At 62.1% G+C, this 21,976-nt stretch carries 21 protein-coding genes and 1 other RNA gene; 14 read left to right on the top strand and 8 right to left on the bottom strand.

What is annotated here, in order from left to right:
• Position 1 precedes the first annotated feature (1 nt).
• From metA to G7044_RS00605, 5 genes are all read left to right on the top strand, one after another.
• Positions 2-925 carry a homoserine O-acetyltransferase MetA gene (gene metA / locus G7044_RS00625; RefSeq protein ID WP_166324436.1) on the top strand — a complete coding sequence of 308 codons (924 nt, stop codon included), beginning with the start codon at positions 2-4 and terminating at the stop codon, positions 923-925.
• Between the two features lie 62 nt (positions 926-987).
• A complete protein-coding gene (gene ppk2 / locus G7044_RS00620; protein WP_166324433.1) occupies positions 988-1,875 on the top strand; it encodes a polyphosphate kinase 2 in 888 nt (295 codons plus the stop codon).
• Positions 1,872-2,885 carry a TPM domain-containing protein gene (locus G7044_RS00615; protein ID WP_166324430.1) on the top strand — a complete coding sequence of 338 codons (1,014 nt, stop codon included), beginning with the start codon at positions 1,872-1,874 and terminating at the stop codon, positions 2,883-2,885. The genes ppk2 and G7044_RS00615 overlap by 4 nt, the downstream gene beginning before the upstream one ends.
• A gap of 64 nt (positions 2,886-2,949) precedes the next feature.
• Positions 2,950-3,693 (top strand): SDR family NAD(P)-dependent oxidoreductase, encoded by a 744-nt coding sequence (locus G7044_RS00610; protein WP_166324427.1) that lies wholly within the window; start codon positions 2,950-2,952, stop codon positions 3,691-3,693.
• Positions 3,694-3,796: 103 nt separating this feature from the next.
• Positions 3,797-4,837, top strand: coding sequence for an ABC transporter substrate-binding protein (locus tag G7044_RS00605; protein ID WP_166324424.1), 1,041 nt, complete (start codon positions 3,797-3,799; stop codon positions 4,835-4,837).
• A 94-nt stretch (positions 4,838-4,931) separates the two neighbouring features.
• Here G7044_RS00605 and G7044_RS00600 read toward each other — a convergent pair whose 3' ends face one another.
• Positions 4,932-8,408: a Hint domain-containing protein gene (locus G7044_RS00600; RefSeq protein WP_166324421.1), complete on the bottom strand. Its 3,477-nt coding sequence runs from the start codon at positions 8,406-8,408 to the stop codon at positions 4,932-4,934.
• A 252-nt stretch (positions 8,409-8,660) separates the two neighbouring features.
• On the opposite strand from G7044_RS00600, the gene ssrA reads away from it, so the two are divergent.
• The 3 genes from ssrA (at position 8,661) to G7044_RS00585 (ending at position 10,860) form a co-directional block, all read left to right on the top strand.
• Positions 8,661-9,019, top strand: a transfer-messenger RNA (tmRNA) gene (gene ssrA, locus G7044_RS00595).
• A 25-nt stretch (positions 9,020-9,044) separates the two neighbouring features.
• Positions 9,045-10,310: a chromate efflux transporter gene (gene chrA, locus G7044_RS00590; RefSeq protein ID WP_166324418.1), complete on the top strand. Its 1,266-nt coding sequence runs from the start codon at positions 9,045-9,047 to the stop codon at positions 10,308-10,310.
• A gap of 82 nt (positions 10,311-10,392) precedes the next feature.
• Positions 10,393-10,860, top strand: a complete 468-nt coding sequence (locus tag G7044_RS00585) for an SspB family protein (RefSeq protein WP_166324415.1) — start codon at positions 10,393-10,395, stop codon at positions 10,858-10,860.
• A 9-nt stretch (positions 10,861-10,869) separates the two neighbouring features.
• Here G7044_RS00585 and G7044_RS00580 read toward each other — a convergent pair whose 3' ends face one another.
• On the bottom strand, positions 10,870-11,508 hold the full coding sequence (locus G7044_RS00580) for a DUF6058 family natural product biosynthesis protein (protein ID WP_166324412.1): 639 nt from the start codon (positions 11,506-11,508) through the stop codon (positions 10,870-10,872).
• A 156-nt stretch (positions 11,509-11,664) separates the two neighbouring features.
• On the opposite strand from G7044_RS00580, the gene fumC reads away from it, so the two are divergent.
• Positions 11,665-13,059, top strand: coding sequence for a class II fumarate hydratase (gene fumC / locus G7044_RS00575; protein ID WP_166324409.1), 1,395 nt, complete (start codon positions 11,665-11,667; stop codon positions 13,057-13,059).
• Between the two features lie 141 nt (positions 13,060-13,200).
• On the opposite strand, the gene G7044_RS00570 is transcribed toward fumC, so the two are convergent.
• Positions 13,201-13,539 (bottom strand): zinc ribbon domain-containing protein YjdM, encoded by a 339-nt coding sequence (locus tag G7044_RS00570; protein ID WP_166324406.1) that lies wholly within the window; start codon positions 13,537-13,539, stop codon positions 13,201-13,203.
• A 96-nt stretch (positions 13,540-13,635) separates the two neighbouring features.
• Between G7044_RS00570 and G7044_RS00565 the strand changes: the two genes are divergently transcribed.
• From G7044_RS00565 to G7044_RS00550, 4 genes are read left to right on the top strand one after another with little or no spacing between them, the layout of a single operon-like run.
• Entirely contained in the window at positions 13,636-13,812 is a 177-nt protein-coding gene (locus tag G7044_RS00565) for a DUF4169 family protein (RefSeq protein ID WP_166324403.1), read from the top strand.
• Positions 13,802-14,041, top strand: coding sequence for a ribbon-helix-helix domain-containing protein (locus tag G7044_RS00560; protein WP_407947366.1), 240 nt, complete (start codon positions 13,802-13,804; stop codon positions 14,039-14,041). Before G7044_RS00565 ends, G7044_RS00560 begins: the two co-directional genes overlap by 11 nt.
• A 29-nt stretch (positions 14,042-14,070) precedes the next feature.
• On the top strand, positions 14,071-15,378 hold the full coding sequence (gene purB / locus G7044_RS00555) for an adenylosuccinate lyase (RefSeq protein ID WP_166324400.1): 1,308 nt from the start codon (positions 14,071-14,073) through the stop codon (positions 15,376-15,378).
• Positions 15,379-15,438: 60 nt separating this feature from the next.
• Positions 15,439-16,491 carry a flagellar motor switch protein FliG gene (locus G7044_RS00550; protein ID WP_166324397.1) on the top strand — a complete coding sequence of 351 codons (1,053 nt, stop codon included), beginning with the start codon at positions 15,439-15,441 and terminating at the stop codon, positions 16,489-16,491.
• Between the two features lie 236 nt (positions 16,492-16,727).
• Here the strand turns inward: G7044_RS00550 and G7044_RS00545 are convergent, their stop codons facing one another.
• The 3 genes from G7044_RS00545 to pyrC form a co-directional block, all read right to left on the bottom strand.
• Positions 16,728-18,215, bottom strand: coding sequence for a replicative DNA helicase (locus G7044_RS00545; RefSeq protein ID WP_166324394.1), 1,488 nt, complete (start codon positions 18,213-18,215; stop codon positions 16,728-16,730).
• A gap of 168 nt (positions 18,216-18,383) precedes the next feature.
• Positions 18,384-19,055: an orotate phosphoribosyltransferase gene (locus G7044_RS00540; RefSeq protein ID WP_166324391.1), complete on the bottom strand. Its 672-nt coding sequence runs from the start codon at positions 19,053-19,055 to the stop codon at positions 18,384-18,386.
• Positions 19,052-20,095, bottom strand: coding sequence for a dihydroorotase (gene pyrC / locus G7044_RS00535; RefSeq protein ID WP_166324388.1), 1,044 nt, complete (start codon positions 20,093-20,095; stop codon positions 19,052-19,054). Before pyrC ends, G7044_RS00540 begins: the two co-directional genes overlap by 4 nt.
• Before the next feature lie 123 nt (positions 20,096-20,218).
• On the opposite strand from pyrC, the gene G7044_RS00530 reads away from it, so the two are divergent.
• Positions 20,219-20,542 carry an antibiotic ABC transporter gene (locus tag G7044_RS00530; protein WP_166324385.1) on the top strand — a complete coding sequence of 108 codons (324 nt, stop codon included), beginning with the start codon at positions 20,219-20,221 and terminating at the stop codon, positions 20,540-20,542.
• A gap of 91 nt (positions 20,543-20,633) precedes the next feature.
• Here G7044_RS00530 and gap read toward each other — a convergent pair whose 3' ends face one another.
• The gene (gap, locus tag G7044_RS00525; protein ID WP_166324382.1) at positions 20,634-21,635 is read right to left on the bottom strand and encodes a type I glyceraldehyde-3-phosphate dehydrogenase; all 1,002 of its coding nucleotides are present in this window, start codon (positions 21,633-21,635) and stop codon (positions 20,634-20,636) included.
• 77 nt (positions 21,636-21,712) lie between these two features.
• Positions 21,713-21,916: a hypothetical protein gene (locus G7044_RS00520; RefSeq protein WP_166324098.1), complete on the bottom strand. Its 204-nt coding sequence runs from the start codon at positions 21,914-21,916 to the stop codon at positions 21,713-21,715.
• Between the last annotated feature and the right edge of the window lie 60 nt (positions 21,917-21,976).

Here is a 21,976-nt window from a genome sequence, read left to right as displayed (position 1 = left end):
CATGCCCATTACCCTGCCCAATGACCTGCCCGCCTTCGACATCCTGTCGGATGAGGGCGTGATGGTCATGTCGCCGGGTCGGGCCGCCATGCAGGACATCCGGCCGCTGCGCATCGGGCTGCTGAACCTGATGCCGAAGAAGATCCAGACCGAAAACCAGTTCGCCCGGCTGATCGGCGCGACGCCGCTGCAGATCGACTTTCAGCTGATCCGCATGTCGGACCATGAAAGCCGCAATACCGCCGCCGACCACATGCAGTCCTTCTATCGCAAGTTCTCGGATGTCGAGGCCACGGGCGAGAAGTTCGACGGCCTCATCATTACCGGCGCGCCCATCGAACAGCTCCCCTTCGAGGAAGTCACCTATTGGAACGAACTGACCCGCGTCTTCGAATGGACGCAGACGCATGTCCATTCCACCTTTGGCGTCTGCTGGGGGGCGATGGCGATGGCGTGGCATTTCCATGGGCTGCCGAAACATGACCTGCCCGCCAAGGCTTTCGGCTGCTTCCGCCACGAAAACCGCGCCCCGGCCTCGCCCTTCCTGCGCGGCTTTTCGGACGACCTGCTGATCCCAGTCAGCCGCTGGACCGAAGTTCGCGCCGAAGACGTAGACGCCCGCCCCGCACTGACCACACTGGTCGCCTCGGACGAGGTGGGGCCTTGCCTGTTGCAGGACGAAGGCCACCGCGCGCTCTATGTCTTCAACCATTTCGAATATGATTCAACGACGCTCAAGGACGAATATGATCGCGACGTGGCCTCTGGCAAGGCGATCGAGGTGCCGGTGAATTACTATCCCGACGACGACCCCGCGCGGGTGCCCTCGAACCGCTGGCGCAGCCATGCCCATCTGCTTTACGGCAACTGGATCAACGAGATCTACCAGACCACCGAATACGACCTGTCGAAGATCGGGACCTGAGACGCCCCTTTTCAGTCATCCCGGCCAGCCCCATACTGGCCGGGATGCGAATGGAGATAACGATGCCCAAGGACGAGCTTGCGCCCCTGCCCTTCGTCGGCAAGATCACCCGCTATTACAAGAACGACGCCCCCAAACAGATCCGCCAGGCGATAGAAAAGGCCGGCAAGGACGACATGCTGGACCCGTCCTATCCCTATCCGGTCGAGATGGATAAGGGCGACTATGAAAAGCATATGGAAAAGCTGCAGCGCGAGCTGGTGAAGATGATGCATGACGTCGTCACCACCGGCAAGCGCGTGGTGGTGGTCTTCGAAGGCCGCGACGCCGCCGGCAAGGGCGGCACCATTGAACGCGTGCGCGAAAACCTGAACCCGCGTTCGGCCTATATCGTGGCACTGCCGAAGCCCTCGGAACGCGAAGCCGACCAGTGGTATTTCCAGCGCTATATCGACTGGCTGCCCGCCAAGGGCGAGGTCGCGCTGTTCGACCGCAGCTGGTACAACCGCGGCGTGGTCGAACGCGTCTTCGGCTTTTCCACCGAGGATGACCGCATCAAGTTCTTCCGCCAGCTTCCCAGTTTCGAGGAAATGCTGGTCGAGGACGGTCTGATCCTGGTCAAGCTGTGGCTGAATGTCGGCCGGGCCGAACAGTTGAAGCGGTTCCTCGACCGCGAGGGCGATCCGCTGAAACAGTGGAAGCTGTCCTCTATCGACGTCGACGGTCTGGCGAAATGGGACGAATATACCCAGGCAATTCGCGACACCTTGCAACAGTCCAATCTGAAGGGGGCGCCCTGGACGGTGATCCGGTCCGACGACAAGAAACGCGCCCGGATCGCGGCGATCCAGACGATCCTGAACGCGGTCGACTATGCCGGGCGCGACAAGAAGGCCATCGGCAAGATCGACGACAAGATCGCCGGCGGCCCGGACATGCTGGAACGATGATCCGCGCCGTCCTTCTTTGGTTGGTTCTGGCGCTGCCGCTGGCGGCGCAGGATCTGCCTGCGCCCGACTATACCTCGGTCAACGATTTCGCCCGCCTGCTGACCCCGGATGACACCCGCATCTTGGATCAGGCACTGATCGCGCTGCATGATGACACCGGGGTCGAGGGCACGGTCGTCACCATGAACAAGCGCGCCGAATATGGCGGCACCGACGGGCTGGAGGCATTTGCAACCCGGCTGTTCAATCATTGGGGCGTGGGCGATGCGCAGCGCAACGACGGCTTCATGGTGCTGTTGTTGAAGGATGACCGTGAAACCCGGATCGAGCTCGGCAAGGGCTATGCCGACGGCTACAACCAGATCGCCGGGCAGATCATCGAAAACGAGATGCTGCCGCATTTCCGCCGCAACGATTATTCGGCAGGTCTGCGTGATGGCACGCTGGCGGTGATATCGCGTGTCGCACGCGAACATGCGGCGGGCGCACCACCCGCCAGCCTGTCCCCTGCGACCTCTGAAAGCGGGGACGGGACTGCCGCGCCGAATGAACGGCAGCAGCCCTGGACCCTTATGCCGCTGATCGTCGGAGCGGGGTTTTTCATGCTGTTCAGCGCAGTCTTTCTGCGCAGCTTCAGCCGCAACCGCAACAGAGGGGCAAGGGGCTGGCGCAAATGCCCGGACTGTCGCAACCGCGATCTGGTGACCATGGAAAGCCCGGTGCGCGATGATAAGGACGATGGCGGCTGGTCCGTTTCCCAGACATCGGTGAAGACCCTGTGCCCGAAATGCGGTTGGTCCAACGAACAGCGCGTCGACCATGACCAAACCGTGACTTACGCCGCCGACGGCGCGGTCCTGAGCACCTTGCCCCATTATTCCGGTCGTGACGGCTGGTCTCGCAGGGATCGGCACCGCAGCGACAGAAGCAGCCGGTCAAGCAGCTCTGGCAGCAGCGGCGGTTTCGGCGGCGGCAGTTCCTCGGGCGGCGGGTCCTCTGGCAGGTGGTAGCCAGCACTTGCGGAACGATCAATCCGCCGCATAATTCCGTCGGCGCTAAGGGAGAGATAACAGGATGAAGCTTGCAGAAACGCGTGCCGTGGTCACCGGCGGCGCATCTGGACTGGGGGCTGCGACGGCAAGCTGGCTGGTCAAGCAGGGTGCGCAGGTCACCATCCTTGACCGCGACCCGCGCGGCCGCAACTTTGCCGAAGAAATCGGTGCCCATTTCGCCGAAACCGACGTCACGGACGAAGCCAGCGTCACCCGCGCCATCGAAACCGCCAGCGCGGCGATGGGAGGCATCACCGCCTGCGTGAACTGCGCCGGCATCGTCACCGGCGAAAAGACCGTTGGCCGCGACGGGCCGCACAAGCTGGACAGTTTCCGCCGCACCATTGAAATCAACCTGATCGGCAGCTTCAACGTATTGCGTCTTGCCGCCGTCGAGATGGCAAAGAACCCGGGCGAGGATAAGGGCGTCATCATCAACACCGCCTCGGTCGCGGCATATGATGGGCAGGCCGGCCAGGCCGCCTATGCCGCATCCAAGGCCGGGATTGCCGGTATGACCCTGCCCATCGCCCGCGATCTGGCGCGTTCGGGTATCCGGGTCATGGCCATTGCGCCCGGCATTTTCGGCACGCCGATGCTGCGCAGCTTGCCCCAGGATGTGCAGGACAGCCTTGCCGCCGAGGTCACCTATCCCAAGCGATTGGGCGAGCCGGTCGAGTTTGCGCGCCTCGTCGGCACCATCATCGAATCCGCCTATCTGAACGGCGAGGTGATCCGCATCGACGGCGCCCTGCGCATGCGCTGACCAGTTTTGCACGCACGCTTTCGCCGGGTCGCCAAACGGCTTGCGCGGTTTTCGCCGGGCGGCTAGCGTCGGGGTGCAACCTCAACCGAAAGGCCATTGTTACATGACCTTCCTGCGCTCGACCGCCATTCTCGCGGTTCTCGCCTCCCCCGCATTCGCTGCCGATTCCGAACTGACGGTCTTCGACTGGGCGGGTTTCGAGGAACCCTCGATCTTTCAGGGCTATGTCGACAAGCATGGCGACAGCCCGACCTATGCCTTCTATGGCGATGATGACGAGGCCTTCCAGAAGGTCGCCTCGGGTTTCAAGGCCGATGTCGTCCACCCGTGCAGCCAGATGGTGTCGAAATACCGCGACGCCGGCCTGATCGAGCCCTGGGACATCTCGAAGATCCCGGCCTATGCCGATCTCGACCCGGCGCTGAACGATTCCGCGGTCTTTCACGATGACGGCGGCGTATGGTTCATCCCGACCGACTGGGGCGCCACCGCCGTTGCCTATAACACCGAAAAGGTCCCGGCCGAGGATCTGGCCAGCCTGAACATTTTCGTTGACCCGGACTATCAGGGCCGGACCTCTCTGCCCGACAGCTCGGACGATGTCTGGGCGCTTGCCTATCTGGCCACCGGCGTGACCGACTGGACCGAGGTGACCGACGAACAATTCACCGCCGCCGCCGACTGGCTGCGTCAGGCGCATCAGAACGTCGCCGCCTATTGGGCCGATCCGCAGGATCAGGCGCAGCTGATGGCCTCGGGTCAGGTCGATGTGGCCTGGTCGTGGAATGACGGCGTGGTCTACCTGCAAGAGGACGACTATCCCGTCGGCTTCCAGCGCGCCCCGACCGAGGGTTCCTCGACCTTCATCTGCGGCTTCGTGAACATGAAGGACGGCCCCGGCAGCGAAGAAAAGGCCTATGACTTCATCAACGCCTGGTTGGAGCCGCGCGCGGCCAAGGGCCTGCTGGACACGATCGGCTACGGCCATTCGACCAAGGCCGGGATGGAAACGATCAAGGACGAGCAGGCAGTGAAAGACGGCCTCGGTTCGGTTGACGCGCCGATTCTGGCCCAGACCCCGAACGACCCGCAACTGCGTGAAAAACAGTTGGCCGAGTTCGAAAAGATCAAGGCGGGGTTCTGAGCCAAAGACCAGTGAACGGTCTTGCCCTACCGCGAATTTTCGTGGCCGAACAGAAAAAGCGAGAAGGCCGGGCGATTGCCCGGCCTTCTTCAGTTCAGCACACCAAAGCCCTGCTTTTCTGCATGTGGCGAATCGCCAGCTTGCGGCCCCGCCGTCCTGAAGCAATGGGTCGGACAGGCGGTGAACCTGCGCCTTCGCGAAGTTCCGGGAAGATCGTAAAGATTTCCTCCTGCGCGGCAGGACCGACGGATTTCAGCGTCTCTGCGCCAGTAAACAGCGACTCGGTCTCTGCACCATTCGCAATGACGACATGGTGCTCGTCCAGCAGGAAGTGGACATATGTGACCTCGTTCAGATCCGAGGCAACGTCCACGCCCTTGATCTGCAAAAGCTGCTTGGCGGCCACAAGCACTTCCATTGCACCAAACATCTTCTGCGCGATTTTCGAGCGCAGCAGCACCCGGTGCTGCGGCGAAACGATCAGATCGCTTGCCGGGATACCCTCACCAAGCGCACCGGCACTGATGCGGATCGGCTGCAACTTCGGATTGTCGTTCAGCACCCTTTCAGCGATTCTTCGTTTCCCGATCCAGCGAATAGCCTGAAGCCCGGCATCTCGGGTAACAACCATATCGCCGGTTTTCAGGTCGCCCGCCGCAACCTCACCATGCGCAGTCAGGATCAGTGCGTCATTGCCGAAGCAGACGACTGCCGTGTTGTCGGTGGTCAGATCACTGCCGGCCGTGGCTTCGACGTCGTCATCGTCATCGTCGTCATCGTCGTCGTCGATATCGTCGTCGTCCTTGCTGAGGATCCTCATCGAGAAGTCCTCAGCAAATCCATTGGCCGTGCTGATGTCATCCAGCACGCCATCATCGGCCTGATCTGCCTGCATCCACTTCAGCGGGTTGCCATAAGGCTTCAGGCCGGCCGCAACACGCGCGTCGTTGATGATCGCCAGATTGGATTCGTTGTAATAGCCCGACAGGTCAACGAAATCGTTATTGCCCTGCAAGCCATCCCTGAAGTTCTGACCATTTGCGAGGTTGAAGTCATGGATGACGTCGCCATGACCCGCGATGAAGGTGTCAAAGCCCTCGCCGCCGGTCAGGTCATCCGAACCGTCGCCACCATTGAGAAGGTCGTTGCCAGTTCCGCCGACCAACGTATCGTCACCGAATGCGCCAAGCAGGGTGTCATCGCCTTCTTCGCCACTTAGATGGTCGCTCCCGTCGCCACCGATCACGGTGTCGTTATCGGCACCACCCTTCAGCGTATCGGCACCGATACCACCCATCATGAAGTCGTGGCCGGCACCGCCCTCGGCATAGTCGTTATCTTGGGCCGTCGCGCTGGTAAGTGCGCTCCCGTCTACATAGTCGTTGCCATCACCGCCGAACAGGCTGTCATCGCCGTCATCGCCCCAAAGGAAATCGGCACCAGCGTCACCATGGATTTTGTCAGCGCCGGTGTCGCCATCAAGGTAATCGATACCTTCACCACCGTGCAAAGTATCGTTCTCGGTGCCGCCAACGAGGGTATCGTTGCCGACCCCGCCAACCAGGCTGTCGTCGCCCTCATCGCCTTGCAGGTGGTCATTGCCGCCTTCAGTCGCAGAGGTCGCCTGATCGTCGCCCTCCATGACGTCAGCACCCGTGCCGCCATAAAGATGGTCATCGCCAAGCGCGCCGATCAGCCGGTCATCGCCTTCATCGCCGATTACAGTGTCGTTATCCGCGCCACCGTCCAGCCGGTCATTGCCAGCCTGACCATGCAGCGTATCATCGCCTTCATTGCCCTGAAGGTTGTCGTCTCCGATCTGACCCTCGAGCACATCATTGCCGGTGCCGCCCAACAGATCGTCGTCGCCCGCGCCACCTTTCAGCGTGTCGCTGCCTGCGCCGCCATCAAGCGTGTCGTTTTCTTCATCGGCGATTGCCGATGCGAGAGTGTCGCCTTCCAGAAGGTCATTATCTGCGCCGCCATAGACGGTATCGCGGCCTGCTCCGCCTCTCAGGGTGTCATTGCCGACCCCGCCCATCATGGAATCGTTACCGGCACCGCCCTCGGCATAGTCGCTATCCGGGCCAGCCGTATCCACTTGCGCGCTGGCATCGACATAGTCGTTCCCATCGCCACCAAAGAGGCGGTCATCGCCGTCATGGCCCCACAGCGTATCGTTGCCGCCATCACCATGAACGATGTCTGTGCCGGTGAAGCCATCTACCCGGTCATCGCCATCGCCGCCATGTAAGGTATCGTTTTCGGAGCCGCCAACGAGAGTATCACTGCCGACCCCGCCGACCAGGCTGTCATCACCCTCATCGCCTTGCAGGTGGTCATTGCCGCCTTCGGTCTCAGAGGTCGCTTGGTCGTCACCCTCCATGACGTCAGCGCCCGTGCCGCCATAAAGCTTGTCATCGCCAAGCGCGCCGATCAGCCGGTCATCGCCTTCATTGCCGATAACGACGTCATTATCCGCGCCACCGTCCAGCCGGTCATCACCTTCCTGACCATGCAGCGTGTCGTCGCCTTCATTGCCCCGAAGGTTGTCGTCGCCGATCTGACCCTCGAGCACATCATTGCCGGTGCCGCCCAACAGGTCATCAGCGCCCGCACCGCCCTTCAGCGTGTCGTTGCCGGCATCACCGTCCAGCGTGTCGTTCTCGGCGATGCCTACCGCCGTGGTGAGGTTGTCACCTTCCAGATAGTCCGCGCCGCCCCCGCCGCGTATCGTGTCCCGCCCCGACTGGCCGAACAGCGTGTCATCCCCTGCACCGCCATCGATGCTGTCGTCGCCGTCACCACCTTCAATGGAATCCTTGCCGCCTTGGGCAAGTGTCGTGTCCCCCCACAGGGTATCGTCACCCTCGGCACCGAAGACCCTGTCATTGCCGAGGCCACCGCGCATAAAGTCGTTTCCGGTGCCGCCATGCACCCAGTCATCACCTTCCCCGGCATAGATGGTGTCATCACCTTCCCGGCCAAGGATTAGGTCTTTGCCGCTAACGTCGGTGATAAGATCCGCGTCAGCGCCACCGTCAAGGCTGTCATCACCGTGCGCCCCTTCAAGATTGTCATTTCCGCTATCACCTCTGAGCCAGTCAGCCCCGATGCCGCCAAAAAGGGTATCCTGGCCAGCGCCACCGATGATCGTATCGTCACGCTGCTGACCATTTATACTGTCGTCGCCTTCGCCGCCGTCAATATAATCGTTCCCGGGAAACTCTCCGCGTCCGTAGAACGGGGCGTCACCCAGCAGGGTGTCATTGCCATCATCACCATTGACTACATCTGAACCGGGCCCACCATTCACATAGTCGTTTCCTTCATTGCCATGCAATGTATCGGTGTGCCGACCCGCAAAGAGGCTGTCGTCGCCGAGACCTCCGACCAGCGAGTCGTCGCCATGTGTAGCCCAAAGGCTATCATTCCCGTCCCCCCCCAACAGCACGTCATTGCCTAGCTCCCCCGCTCGCAGCGTGTCATTGCCTGCGCCGCCGGAAATTGTGTCTGAAGATTTTGTGCCGATAAGGTTGTCATTACCGGGGGTACCATTTTTGATGGCCATGTCTTATTCCATACGTCAGATTAACATAGATCAACCGAAGGCTGAGGCGTCCCGTTAATCTTCCTAGGGTTGATTGTTCAACACTTAATACATGTTAAAATTGAATCTTTTCTCTTGACACTGACAGCACACCCGCCGACCCGTCGCCTCGGAAACGGAAGAATCAGCCAATGATTCAGACTATTTCGTGAACAAAATCATTAATCTGCGAGATATAGGCAGGATATTCGTGCGTTATCGTCGCCGCTACCGGCCCTTGCGGACGCCGGATGCCTTCCCTATATTCCCCCATGTTCGGGTTCGCCCGGACTATGGGCATAAACGCGCTCGTAATAAGCGGATCGGACCCGGGGGCGGTACCCGGCGGCTCCACCAAATTCGCCTTCGTTGGGGGGATCTGGGGCCGAAACAGGATCGACGAACGTGTAAAGGGGATGGCTTTGTCTCGGTGAGCTACCACCGTTATCGGTGCAAAACGTACAGTTGCCAACGACAACCGTGCTCCGGCAATGGCCCTGGCTGCGTAAGCAGTTCGGGTCGCCGAAACTAAGCCCTTGCGCCTAGCCGCGTAAGGCGGGGTTCGCAGGTACCTGGCAACAGAAACCTGCACTTTCCAACTTCACATCGCTGACATGTATGGCCGATAATCGGGTCCGGCAGACGGATCGGATCATGGTCAGCTATCGCGATATTTTCCTTGTTTTTCAGCGTATAGGCTGGCTGTCCTTCGGCGGCCCCGCGGCCCAGATCGCCTTGATGCACTCCGAGCTGGTCGAGAAACGCAGCTGGCTGAGCGAAGGTCAGTACCTGCGCGCGCTGTCGCTGTGCATGCTGCTGCCCGGACCCGAGGCGATGCAGCTTGCGACCTATGCCGGCTGGCGGCTGCGCGGGCTCCCTGGCGGGCTCATCGCGGGCGGGCTGTTCGTGTTGCCCGGTGCGCTGGTGATCGCGGCGCTGGCTGCGGCCTATGTTGCATGGGGGCAGCTGCCGCTGGTGCAGGCGGCATTCCTGGGCATCAAGGCCGCCGTGCTGATCATCGTGATCGAGGCGCTTTTACGCGTCTCGCGCCGGGCACTGAAGGGTCCGGCGCACCGGCTGATCGCACTGGCGGCTTTCGTGGCGATTGCGATGTTCGGCATTGCCTTTCCACTGGTGATCCTGATCGCCGCCGCGACGGGTGCCTTGTGCCTTGCCGCCAAGGCAGAGCTGACGCCCGCCAGCAGCCCCACCGCCGGCCTTTGGCTGTTTCTGCCCGGCATCCCTGTTTGGCTGGCGCCGGTCGGGATGGTCTGGCTGGCCGGATCAGAATTCCTGACGGCGCTGGGTCTGTTCTTTGCCAAGCTGGCCATTGTCACCTTCGGCGGCGCCTATGCGGTGCTGACCTATATGACGCAGACAGTGGTGCAGGACCTCGGCTGGCTGACGACTGGACAGATGATCGACGCGCTCGGGCTGGCAGAGACCACACCCGGGCCGTTGATACTGGTCACCGAATTCGTGGCCTGGCTGGCCGGTGATGCGCAGGGCGGCACGGCCATGGCGGCCATCGCCGCGGCGCTGTGTCTTTGGGTGACCTTCGTGCCCTCGTTTCTGTTCATCTTCGCGCTTGCCCCCTCGATCGACTGGATCGCCGGGCGCCCCCGGCTTGCGGCGGCGCTGGAAGGTGTTACCGCCGCCGTGGTTGGCGTGATCGGCACGCTGGCGCTGTGGTTCGGGGCACAAGTTCTGTTCGGCGGCCAGACCATCGCGGTCGGTGCGCTGCGCCTGCCCGATCCCGGCGCGCTGGATTGGCGCGCAGCGCTGATTGCCGCCGGTGCGGGGCTGGCCATGCTGCGTTTCCATGCGGGCCTTGTGCCGGTTCTGGCGGCATCGGCGTTGGCGGGGCTGCTGATCGCGGGTTGAGTCGCGCGCGCATGCCTTCGTCCCCCTTTTCATCTTGCGCCATATCCCTATGCTGGCCGGCATGGATGAGATGGGGACGGCGATGACTCGCGCAATCGACTACGGCGGAATTATGCATCGCGCCATGCAGGGGCTGATTGCCGAGGTGCTCTCGCGGGTTGCGGATGAGGGCCTGCCGGGCGAGCACCATTTCTTCATCACCTTCGACACCCGCGAGGACGGGGTCGAAATCGCCGACTGGCTGCGCGAGCGCTATCCGGCCGAGATGACAATCGTTATCCAGCATTGGTACGAGGACTTGCGCGTCAGCAGCGACGGCTTTGAAATCACGCTGAATTTCGGAAATTCGCCCGAACGTCTGGTAATTCCCTTCGACGCGCTGCGCACCTTCGTCGACCCGTCCGTGGAATTCGGCCTGCGCTTCGAAACGCAGGAACCCGATGAGGACGAAGAAGAAGAGGCCATCACCGCCGAGGTTGTGGAAGCCCCCGAAGATGACGCCCCCAAGGGCAGCGGCGAGGTCGTCAGCCTGGACAAGTGGCGGAAGTGACCGCGCGCGTCACTGCGTCGGCAGTTGCGCCCGGATATCCGTGACGCAACGCTGCCGAGAGGATATGGCCCGCTCATGCGGGGCGAAGTCCGAGGCGGCTTGATCCAGAAAATCAACAGCCTGCCGTAAAAGCTCGGGATCGACAGACGCGCCGTTCAGGGCCTCCACCATCACAACACCCATCTGCTTGCGAAAGATCGTCTCCGGCGCGCCGTCGCGCGTACAGACGCCGTACACTCCGTTCAGGAAGTGGTGCCAGGTTGCGACACGATGCGCGGCATCGAAGCCTTCAAGAATCTGCGGCACCACTGTCACAGCAGCCCGCCCCAGATCCGACGCCGCAAAACTGCGCTTTTCCGCATCATACCGTTCCATGAAATGGCCCCGCGCGGCGTCTTCCGTCCGAATATCCAGCTTGTCCAGGCCAGCTGCCCAGTCCAGATGCGCTGCAAGGTGAAGCTGCTGATCCACCGGCTGCACCTGATCCGCAACAAATGACGTGACCCGCCATTCCCCGGTCAGCACATAGGAATGGCCGGGCATGATACCCGCGCCAATCGCCTGCGCCAGTTGTTCAGGCGCCCAACCGGCGCGGCGGGCAAATTCTGTCTCGGTCAGGAAGTGCTTGCGAAGGTAGTCAAACAGCATGGTGATCCTCTGGGTTGCGTCATCAGCTTAGCCAGCAACCCACAGAAATGCTTCGATCTGCGTCGAACCATTCCAAGACAGCATACCGTCGCATACCATTTGCGAATCCCTCCCCCTGCGTCTAAAAGCTTCGCCAAATCGCGAGGGAGCCACGCCATGACCAAGACCCGCACCGAAACCGACAGCTTCGGCCCGCTGGAGGTGGATGCCTCCAAATACTGGGGCGCGCAGACGCAGCGTTCGATCATGAACTTCCCCATCGGGTGGGAGCGTCAGCCCGTGGCCATCATCCGCGCGCTTGGCGCGATCAAGCTGGCGGCAGCGCGCATCAACCACAAGGAAGGCAAGCTGCCCGACGACGTGGCCCGCGCCATGGAACAGGCCGCGACCGAAGTTTTCGAGGGCAAGTTCGACGACAATTTCCCGCTGGTTGTCTGGCAGACCGGCTCGGGCACGCAGTCGAACATGAACGCGAATGAGGTGGTTTCCAACCGCGCCATCGAAATCCTGGGCGGCGAGTTGGGATCTAAAAAGCCGGTTCACCCCAACGATCACGTCAATATGGGCCAGTCGTCCAACGACACTTTCCCGACCGCTATGCATGTCGCCATCGGCATGATGGCCCGCGACGTGCTGATCCCCGGCCTGACCAAGCTGGCCGAGGCGCTGGAGGCCAAATCGGCAGAGTTCAAGGACATCATCAAGATCGGCCGCACCCATACGCAGGACGCGACGCCGCTGACCTTGGGTCAGGAATTCGGCGGCTATGCCCATCAGGTCCGCATGGGGATCGAACGGGTCAAGCTGTGCCTGCCGCAGATCTATGAACTGGCGCAGGGCGGCACAGCGGTCGGCACCGGGCTGAACACCAAGAAGGGCTGGGACAAGGAAATCGCGGCGGAAATCGCCAAGATCACCGACCTGCCCTTCGTCACCGCCCCGAACAAGTTCGAGGCGCTTGCCGCGCATGACGCCATGGTCTTCTTCTCGGGAGCGCTGAAGACGGTGGCCGCCAGCCTCTTCAAGATCGCCAATGACCTGCGCCTGCTGGGCTCTGGCCCGCGTTCCGGTCTGGGCGAGTTGATCCTGCCCGAGAATGAGCCGGGGTCGTCGATCATGCCAGGCAAGGTCAACCCGACCCAGGCCGAGGCGCTGACCATGGTCTGCGCCCATGTCATGGGCAATGACGCGGCGGTCGGCATTGCCGGATCGCAGGGTCATTTCGAACTGAACGTCTATAACCCGATGATGTCCTATAACGTCCTGCAGTCGATGCAGCTTCTGGGCGACGCGGCCGGGTCGTTCACCGACAACATGGTCGTTGGGACCGAGGCGAATACCGCCCGGATCGACAAGCTGATGAAGGAATCGTTGATGCTGGTGACGGCGCTGGCGCCGACCATCGGCTATGATAACGCGACCAAGGTGGCCAAGACGGCGCATAAGAACGGCACCACCCTGCGCGAGGAAGCCATCGCGCTCGGCTTTGTCGATGGCGAAACCTTTGACAAGGTGGTGCGCCCAGAACTGATGATCGGGCCGGAAGACTGAGCCACCCCAAAATGACCAAGGCGCGCCCCACCCGGCGCGCCTTTTTCGTTACAAACAGGGGGCAGCAGTTCGCCGCTGCCAGCAGGTCGCGATGCACATGACCGAGTTGGCTGTTCAGCGCGACCGGTCGGCGTCGATAGCCTATTCGGCCACCTTCTTCACGAACTGCGATTTCAGCCCGATCTGGCCAAAGCCCGGCACCTTGCAGTCGATATCGTGATCCCCCTCGACCAGTCGGATGCCGCGCACCTTGGTCCCGACCTTGATCACCGAAGATGAACCCTTCAGCTTCAGATCCTTGATCACCGTTACCGTATCGCCATCGGTCAGGATATTGCCGACGCTGTCTCTCACGCTGGCGCTGCCTTCCGTCGCACCCGGCGCCCATTCATGTCCACATTCCGGGCAGACCAGCAGGGCATCCATCTGATAGGTAAAGGTCGAGGCGCATTCGGGGCACGGTGGCAGGGTATCGGTCATGGGACATGGCTATAGGGCGGCCAAGCGCCAACCGGCAAGAGGTTTGAGCGCATTCCGCGGCATTGCACGCAGCAAGATCGCCGGTATCCTGCCCCCATGACCCAGATCACCAACCTCAACCGCTTCCGCAAGCAAAAGGCCCGCGAGGACGCTCGCCAACAGGCTGACGCCAACGCCGCCAAGCATGGCCGCACCAAGACCCAGAAGCTTGCCGAAAAGGCCGACAAGGACCGCGCGGCAAAGCAACTCGACGGGGTGAAGCGTGACGATTGAGCTGCCGCCGATGGACGCGCCGGCGAAACGCTCGGTTTCCATTGACGGGCATCGCACCTCTGTCAGTCTTGAAGACGCGTTCTGGCGCGCACTCGACCGCATCGCAAAGGCGCGCGACACAACTCGCGCCGCGCTGATCGCGGAAATCGACCATGCGCGCCCGCCCGAAGTTGGCCTGGGGACAGCTTGCCGGCTGTTCGTGCTGGCAGAATCCACCAGCAAACGTTAAGGCAGCCCTGACAAATTCAGGAGGCCTCGATGATCCCGCGCTATGCCCGCCCCGAAATGACCGCCATCTGGTCGCCGGAAACAAAATTCCGCATCTGGTACGAGATCGAGGCTTACGCTTGCGACGCGCAGGCCGAGCTGGGCGTGATCCCGCGCGAAAACGCCGAGGCCGTCTGGAAGGCCAAGGATGTCGAATTCGACGTCGCTCGCATCGACGAAATCGAGGCGGTGACCAAGCATGACGTCATCGCCTTCCTGACCCATCTGGCCGAACATATCGGCAGCGAACAGGCGCGTTTCGTGCATCAGGGCATGACTTCCTCGGACGTGCTGGACACCACGCTGAACGTGCAGCTGGTGCGTGCCGCCGACATCCTGCTGGCCGATATGGACAAGCTGCTGACGGCGCTGAAACGCCGCGCCCTTGAACACAAGGACACGGTGCGGATCGGGCGCAGCCATGGCATTCACGCCGAGCCGACCACGATGGGTCTGACCTTCGCCCGCTTCTATGCAGAAATGGACCGCAACAGGGCGCGCCTTCAGGCCGCGCGCGAAGAGGTCGCCACCGGCGCGATTTCCGGCGCGGTCGGCACGTTTGCGAATATCGACCCCTTTGTCGAAGAATTTGTCTGCGAAAAGATGGGCTTGCGCCCCGAACCCATCAGCACCCAGGTGATCCCGCGCGACCGCCACGCGATGTTCTTCGCCACGCTCGGCGTGATCGCATCCAGCATCGAAAACGTCGCCATCGAGATCCGCCACATGCAGCGCACCGAGGTGCTGGAGGCCGAAGAATATTTCAGCCCCGGCCAGAAGGGATCCAGCGCGATGCCGCACAAGCGCAACCCTGTGCTGACCGAAAACCTGACCGGTCTCGCGCGGTTGGTGCGCATGACCGTGATCCCGGCGATGGAAAACGTGGCGCTCTGGCATGAACGCGATATCAGCCATTCCTCGGTCGAACGCGGCATCGCGCCGGATGCGACCATCACGCTGGATTTCGCCCTGAACCGCTTGGCCGGCGTGATCGACAAGCTGGTGATCTATCCGGACAACATGCTGGCAAACATGAACAAGTTCAAAGGCCTGATCATGTCGCAGCGGGTTTTGCTGGCACTGACACAGGCCGGTGTCTCGCGCGAGGATGCCTACCGGCTGGTGCAGCGCAACGCCATGAAGGTCTGGGAAGAAGGCAAGGATTTCAAGGCCGAGCTTCTGGCCGACCCCGATGTGACCGCAGCGCTTTCGCCCGCCGAGATCGAGGAGAAATTCGACCTCGGCTATCACACCAAGCACGTCGATACGATCTTCAAGCGCGTGTTCGGCGAGGCCTGATAACCGGGTCTTAAGCTTTCTCTGCGATGGTCGTTCCTGCGAATCACGTGGGGACGACCAATGACGCTGGAACCGGCACTGACACCGCGCCAAAAGGCCGCGGTCATCGTGCGGCTGCTGCTGAGCGATGGCGAAAAGTTATCGCTGGAAGCGTTGCCAGCTGCGGCACAGGCTGCGCTGGCGCATGAAATGGCGCTGATGGGCATGGTTGATCGCCGGACCCGCGATCAGGTGGTCGAAGAATTCTGCGAATCGCTCGAACAGGTCGGGCTGACCTTTCCCGATGGGCTCGACGGGACGCTCGACATGCTGGGCGGCACGATTTCACGCGACATTACGGACAGGCTGCGGCGTATGGCAGCCATGGCCGGGCATTCCGACCCGTGGGAACGTATCGCGTCGATGCCGTCGCGCCAGTTGGCAGATCTCGCGCTTGCGGAATCGACCGAAGTAGCGGCGGTGATGTTCTCGAAGCTTCCGGTGCCGAAGGCGGCCGAGGCGTTCGGGCTGATGCCAGCCGATCGCGCGCGCCATATCGCCTATGCCATGTCGATGACCGGCGGGATCGAGGCCCCGGCCCTGCGCCGCATCGGGGTGGCCCTTCTGCAAGCGGCCGAGGGGATTGCACGTCCGGCAATTGACGGCGGTCCCGTTGAAAAGGTGGGCGCGATCCTGAACTTCACCCCATCAGGCACCCGCGACGAGGTGCTGAACGGGCTGGACGAAGATGACGCCGACTTCGCGACCGAGGTTCGCAAGGCCATCTTTACATGGGCCAATATCCCGATGCGCATCGACCCGCGCGACATCCCGCGCGTCGTCCGCGAGGTTGATCAGCTTGCGCTGACGCGGGCCATCGCCGGTTCCGGAGAAGCCAACAAACCGACCGCCGATTTCATCTTGTCCTCCATGTCTTCACGCGCCGCCGAGGCGTTGCGCGAAGAGGTCGAAGCCATCGGTCGGGTTTCCGCCAAGGATCTGGAAGATGCCATGACCTCGGTCATCGCCGCCATCCGTCGGATGGAAGAAGCCGGCGACCTGTTCCTGATTGCCGGTGAGGGCGGGGAGGATGACGATGACAACATTACCATCAATACGCCTGCGGGCGGGTGATGCGCGCATTCCAGCAGTGTGGCGCAGCAGGTTCGGCGATGCGGCTACGCAGCCAGGATTTCAGCGAAGCGCCGTTCTTCACGGATAGGCGTCGGCACGAAAACAGCCATCGGTCTATCCCCTAGCCAACGCAAGCCATTGCCTGCTGACCTCGACAATCTTGCTCGATCTTCCTCGCTGTCCCCCGGACGCGCCAGAATTGGAAGCGTGGCTTTTCGTACCGCAATGCGCCGGCGTCAGTCCCATTCCGACTGGCGCGATTTTTCAAGGTTGCCAAAGCGGGTGAAGCGACCCTCGAAGGCCAGTTCGACCGTGCCGATCGGCCCGTGGCGCTGTTTGCCCAGGATGACCTCGGCCTTGCCATGAACCGAACTCATGACCTCCTGCCATTTGGCCATCTTTTCCAGCTCGTGATCGGCGGGCTTTTCACGCTCGCGGTAATATTCATCGCGATAGACGAACATCACGATATCGGCGTCCTGCTCGATCGAGCCGGATTCGCGCAGGTCCGACAGCTGCGGACGCTTATCCTCGCGGCTTTCGACCTGACGCGACAGCTGCGACAGGGCGATCACGGGGATGTTCAGTTCCTTGGCAACGGCCTTGAGGCCTTGCGTAATCTCGGACACCTCGTTGACCCGGCTGTCCTTGGCACTGGCAGCCTTCAGCAGCTGAAGATAGTCGACGATGATCAGGTCCAGCCCATGCGTCCGCTTCAGCTTGCGCGACCGCGCGGCCAGCTGGTTGATCGGCAGCGCCGGGGTGTCATCGATATACAGCGGGCAGGTCTGCAGGTCATTCGCGGCCTGAACGAAGCGGCGGAACTCTTCCTCGGTCATGTCGCCGGAACGAATCTGGTGGCTACCCACCTCCGAGGCCTCCGACAGGATCCGCGCCGCCAGCTGTTCGGCCGACATTTCCAGCGAGAAGAACCCGACCACGCCACCTTCGACCGCGCCGGTGCTGCCGTCGGGCTTCTGGCCGGCCTTATAGGCCTTGGCGATGTTGAAGGCGATGTTGGTCGCCAGCGAGGTCTTCCCCATCGACGGACGCCCGGCCAGAATGATGAGGTCGGAATTGTTCAGCCCGCCCATCTTGCGGTCCAGATCCACCAGCCCGGTCGAGATCCCAGACAGCTGGCCATCACGCTGGAAAGCCGCCGCCGCCGCGTCGACCGCGCCAGTCACGGCCTTCAGGAAGGACTGAAAGCCCCGCTCGGCCACGCCCTGTTCGCCCAGCTTGTAAAGCGTCTGTTCGGCCGCCTTGATCTGATCTTCAGCGTCATCCTCGACCCGGACGGAAGCGGCGCGGGACGAAATATCCTGCCCCAGCTGGATCAGATCACGGCGCAGAGCAAATTCGCGGATCATCTGCGCATAGTCGCGCGCCGCGTAGGCAGAAATTGCAGCCGCCGCGATGCGTGCCAGATAAGCCGGCCCGCCCAGATCCTTCAGCCCGGCATCGTTTTCCATGAAGGCCTTCAGCGTTACCGGGCTGGCAAGCGCATTCTTGCGGATCCGCTCGGCCGCGATTTCATAGATGCGGGTATGGACGGGTTCATAGAAATGTTCGGGCTTCAGCAGCATGCTGATGCGGTCGAAAACATCGTTGTTGGTCAGCAGCGCGCCCAGCAATTGCTGTTCGGCCTCGATCGAAAAGGGAACGCTTTGTCCTTCCGGATCGGTCGCGGGGACCGCCGTCTGCAAGGCCCTGATCTCACTCATCGCCGCTCCTGCCTGCCTTTATGAAGCCGCCTGTATGCCATGGCGCCGGCCGATTTTGAACCTGCCGGAAAAAATATCTAGTGGGCGAATCTGTGGATGTTTTTGTGGATAACCCATGCCTCGCCCCTGCCCCCTCCCGGAATACCGTGTGAGGGCAGGAAAAAGGGATCAGCTGTTCTTCGCCTGCCAGCCGCGCGGGTCGGACAGGAAGGCCTCGACCTCGGTCAGGGTGGCGGTGTCGAAGGCGGCCTGTGCCTTGGCTTCGGCCAGTACGTCCCACCAGGTGCAAAGATGATGCAGCCTGACGCCGTGATCGGCCAGCCGCTGGGTCGTTTCCGGGAAGATGCCGTAATAGAAGATCACCGCCGTATGCGCGCATGCCGCGCCGGTGTCACGAATGGCGTCAACGAAGCTGAGCTTCGAGCCGCCGTCGGTGGTCAGATCCTCAACCAGCAGCACGCGGTCGGATTCGTCCATACGGCCCTCGATCCGGGCGTTGCGGCCATAGCCCTTGGGCTTCTTGCGCACATAGGTCATCGGCAGGTCCAGCCGCTCGGCGACCATGGCGCCGAAGGGGATGCCCGCAGTTTCACCGCCGGCAACATTGGTGAACGCCTCGAACCCCGCATCGCGCAGAACCGTGGCGGCCAGGAAATCCATCAGCGTCCCACGTACGCGGGGATAGGAGATGATGCGCCGGCAATCGACATAGGTCGGCCCTTTCAGACCGGAGGCATAGGTGAAAGGCTCGGCCGCGTTGAAGTCGACGGCCTTGATTTCCAGCAATGCGCGGGCGGTCAGGCGGGCGATTTCCTCGGGTGCGGAAAAGGGCAGGCTCATGCAGGCTCCGATGTCCAGAACAGGGGGAAGCCGGGATCAAAGACGGTCACGGTCTCGTCTCCGGCAGCGATTTCGGTGGGATAGCTGACCGCGCTGTCATGTCGGGTCAGGCGGATGCGGTCCTCGTTCGGGGCCATGCGATAGAAGGCAGGGCCGTTCAGCGAGATAAAGGCCTCTAACCGGTCAAGTGCGCCGTCCTCTTCAAAGACCTGGGCCAGGATCGACACCGTATTCGGCGCAGTGAAGCAACCGGCGCAACCGCAGGGGGCCAGCTTGGCACGGTCGGAATGGGGCGCGGAATCTGTGCCAAGGAAGAATGGCCCCTGCCCCGAGGTCGCAGCCTTGCGCAGCGCCAGCCGGTGCGTTTCGCGTTTGGCCACGGGCAGGCAATAGTAATGCGGGCGGATGCCGCCGGCGAGGATGGCATTGCGATTGATGACCAGATGGTGCGTGGTGATCGTGCCGCCCATATTAGACGCGTTTTCAGTGACATAAGCCACCCCGTCCGAGGTGGTGATATGTTCCATCACCACCCGCAGTCCGGGCGTCGCGCGCCGCACCGGGTCCAGAACGCGGTCGATGAACACCGCCTCGCGGTCGAAAATGTCGACGGCGGGATCGGTCACCTCGCCATGGACGCACAGGGGAATACCGGCCTCGGCCATGGCCTCCAGCACAGGGCGGACGCGGTCGAAATCGGTCACGCCGCTGGCGGAATTGGTCGTCGCCCCGGCCGGATACAGCTTTACCGCCGCGATCACGCCCGCAGCATGGGCAGCAACCACATCGGCGGGATCGGTGGTTTCGGTCAGGTAAAGCGTCATCAGCGGCTGCAATGCAGCCCCCGACGGCAGCGCGGCGCGGATGCGGTCACGGTAAGCGCGCGCCTGGTCGCCGGTCACCACCGGCGGCACCAGGTTGGGCATGATGATGGCACGGCCGAAATCGGCCGAATACGGCGCGACGGCCGCCAGCATCGCGCCATCGCGCAGATGAAGGTGCCAGTCGTCGGGGCGGCGAAGCGTCAGCGATGTGTTCATGCGCCCCCGATTATACTGCCACGCGCCGCGTGGAAAGACGCGAAGCGGGCTTGCAATCGCCGCAGTTTGTCATTTTCTTTGTGCAGGTGCAGCATAATGCCACGCATATAAGGTGATATCGATATGAGTTTTCTTCCCGCTGGCATGGCCGAGGCGACCCGCCTTTGGTTCCAAGTCGCCCAAATCGCTATGGAATCCCAGATGGTCATCGGGATGCGCCTTGCCGGAATGATGGGTTTTCTGCCGCAGCACAAGAACGAGTCGCATCGCATGGTGCAGGAAAAGCTGGACGCCGCGCAGGAAGCCGGCACGGCGGTCATGCGCGCGATGACCCGCGGCGCACGGGCCGACCAGGTCATGGCGGCGGCACTGCGCCCTTACGGGCGGCGGACCAAGGCCAATGCGCGGCGCCTGACCAAGGCTTCAACCGGTCTGTCGCGCAAGTAATCGCGGAAGGGCAAACCGCCCCTCGGCACGAAAAAACGGCCTCCGGTTGGAGGCCGTTTTTCATTTTCTCGGCAGATCCCGATGGGTCTGATCAGACCAGCTTGCCCATGGCGACGGCGGTGTCGCTCATCCGGTTCGAGAAGCCCCATTCGTTGTCGTACCACGTCAGGATGCGGACCATGTTGCCTTCCAGCACCTTCGTCTGATCCAGCGCGAAGATCGACGAACGCGGGTCGTGGTTGAAGTCGATCGAGACGTTGGGCTGGTCGGTATAGCCCAGAATGCCCTTCAGCGGGCCATCGGCGGCAGCCTTGATGGCGTTGTTGACCTCTTCCACGGTGGTCGGGCGGCTGGCCTCGAAGGTCAGGTCAACGACCGAGACGTTCGGCGTCGGCACCCGGATCGACACGCCGTCAAGCTTGCCATTCAGTTCCGGCAGAACCAGGCCCACGGCCTTGGCAGCACCGGTCGAGGTCGGGATCATCGACATCGCCGCAGCGCGGGCGCGGTACAGATCCTTGTGCATCGTGTCCAGCGTCGGCTGGTCGCCGGTATAGCTGTGGATGGTGGTCATGAAGCCCTTGCTGATGCCAATGGCGTCGTTCAGGACCTTGGCAACCGGCGACAGGCAGTTGGTGGTGCAGCTGGCATTCGAGACGATCAGGTCTTCGGCGGTCAGCGTGTCGTCATTGACGCCATAAACGATGGTCTTCGACGCGCCTTTCGACGGGGCCGAGACCAGCACCCGGCTGGCGCCGTTTTCCAGATGCACCTTGGCCTTGTCGGCATCGGTGAAGATGCCGGTGCATTCCATCACCACATCGACATCGCCCCAAGGCAGATCGGCCGGGTTGCGGATCGCGGTGACGCGGATCGGGCCACGGCCGACATCGATGGTGTCGCCGTCCACGGTCACGGTGCCCGGAAACTTGCCGTGCACGCTGTCGAACCGGATCAGGTGGGCGTTGGTTTCCACCGGCCCCAGATCGTTGATCGCAATGACCTCGATATCCTTCCGGCCCGATTCCACGATGGCGCGCAGAACGTTGCGCCCGATCCGTCCAAACCCGTTGATTGCCACCTTCACAGCCATGATGAACCTCCGCAGACTGATTTCGCCATGCTTATGAGGCTTTTTTCCCGGCTATGGAACCCCCGCCCGGGGCCGATCTAGCGCCAGAAGCTCAGATATTCGACGAAGGCGACGAATTGCTTCCCGATGAAAACCGGCAGCCCCCAGTGGAACCACAGCGCATCGGCCGCGAAGATCAGCAGGATCAGCACGAAAATGAAGATTACGTTGCGCGTCGTCACGTCCAGCCTTCCCGTCGGAACCGTTTCGACATAACCGCGCCGGATCAAAGCGGCAAGCACTCTGCTGCGGGTTCCTTAACAGCTGCACGGCTGCAAAATATCGGCAGGATTTCGCCAACG

The organism is Paracoccus xiamenensis, from assembly GCF_011308835.1.
Lineage (GTDB): Bacteria > Pseudomonadota > Alphaproteobacteria > Rhodobacterales > Rhodobacteraceae > Paracoccus > Paracoccus xiamenensis.
This window is presented reverse-complemented; position numbering and strand designations above follow the sequence as displayed.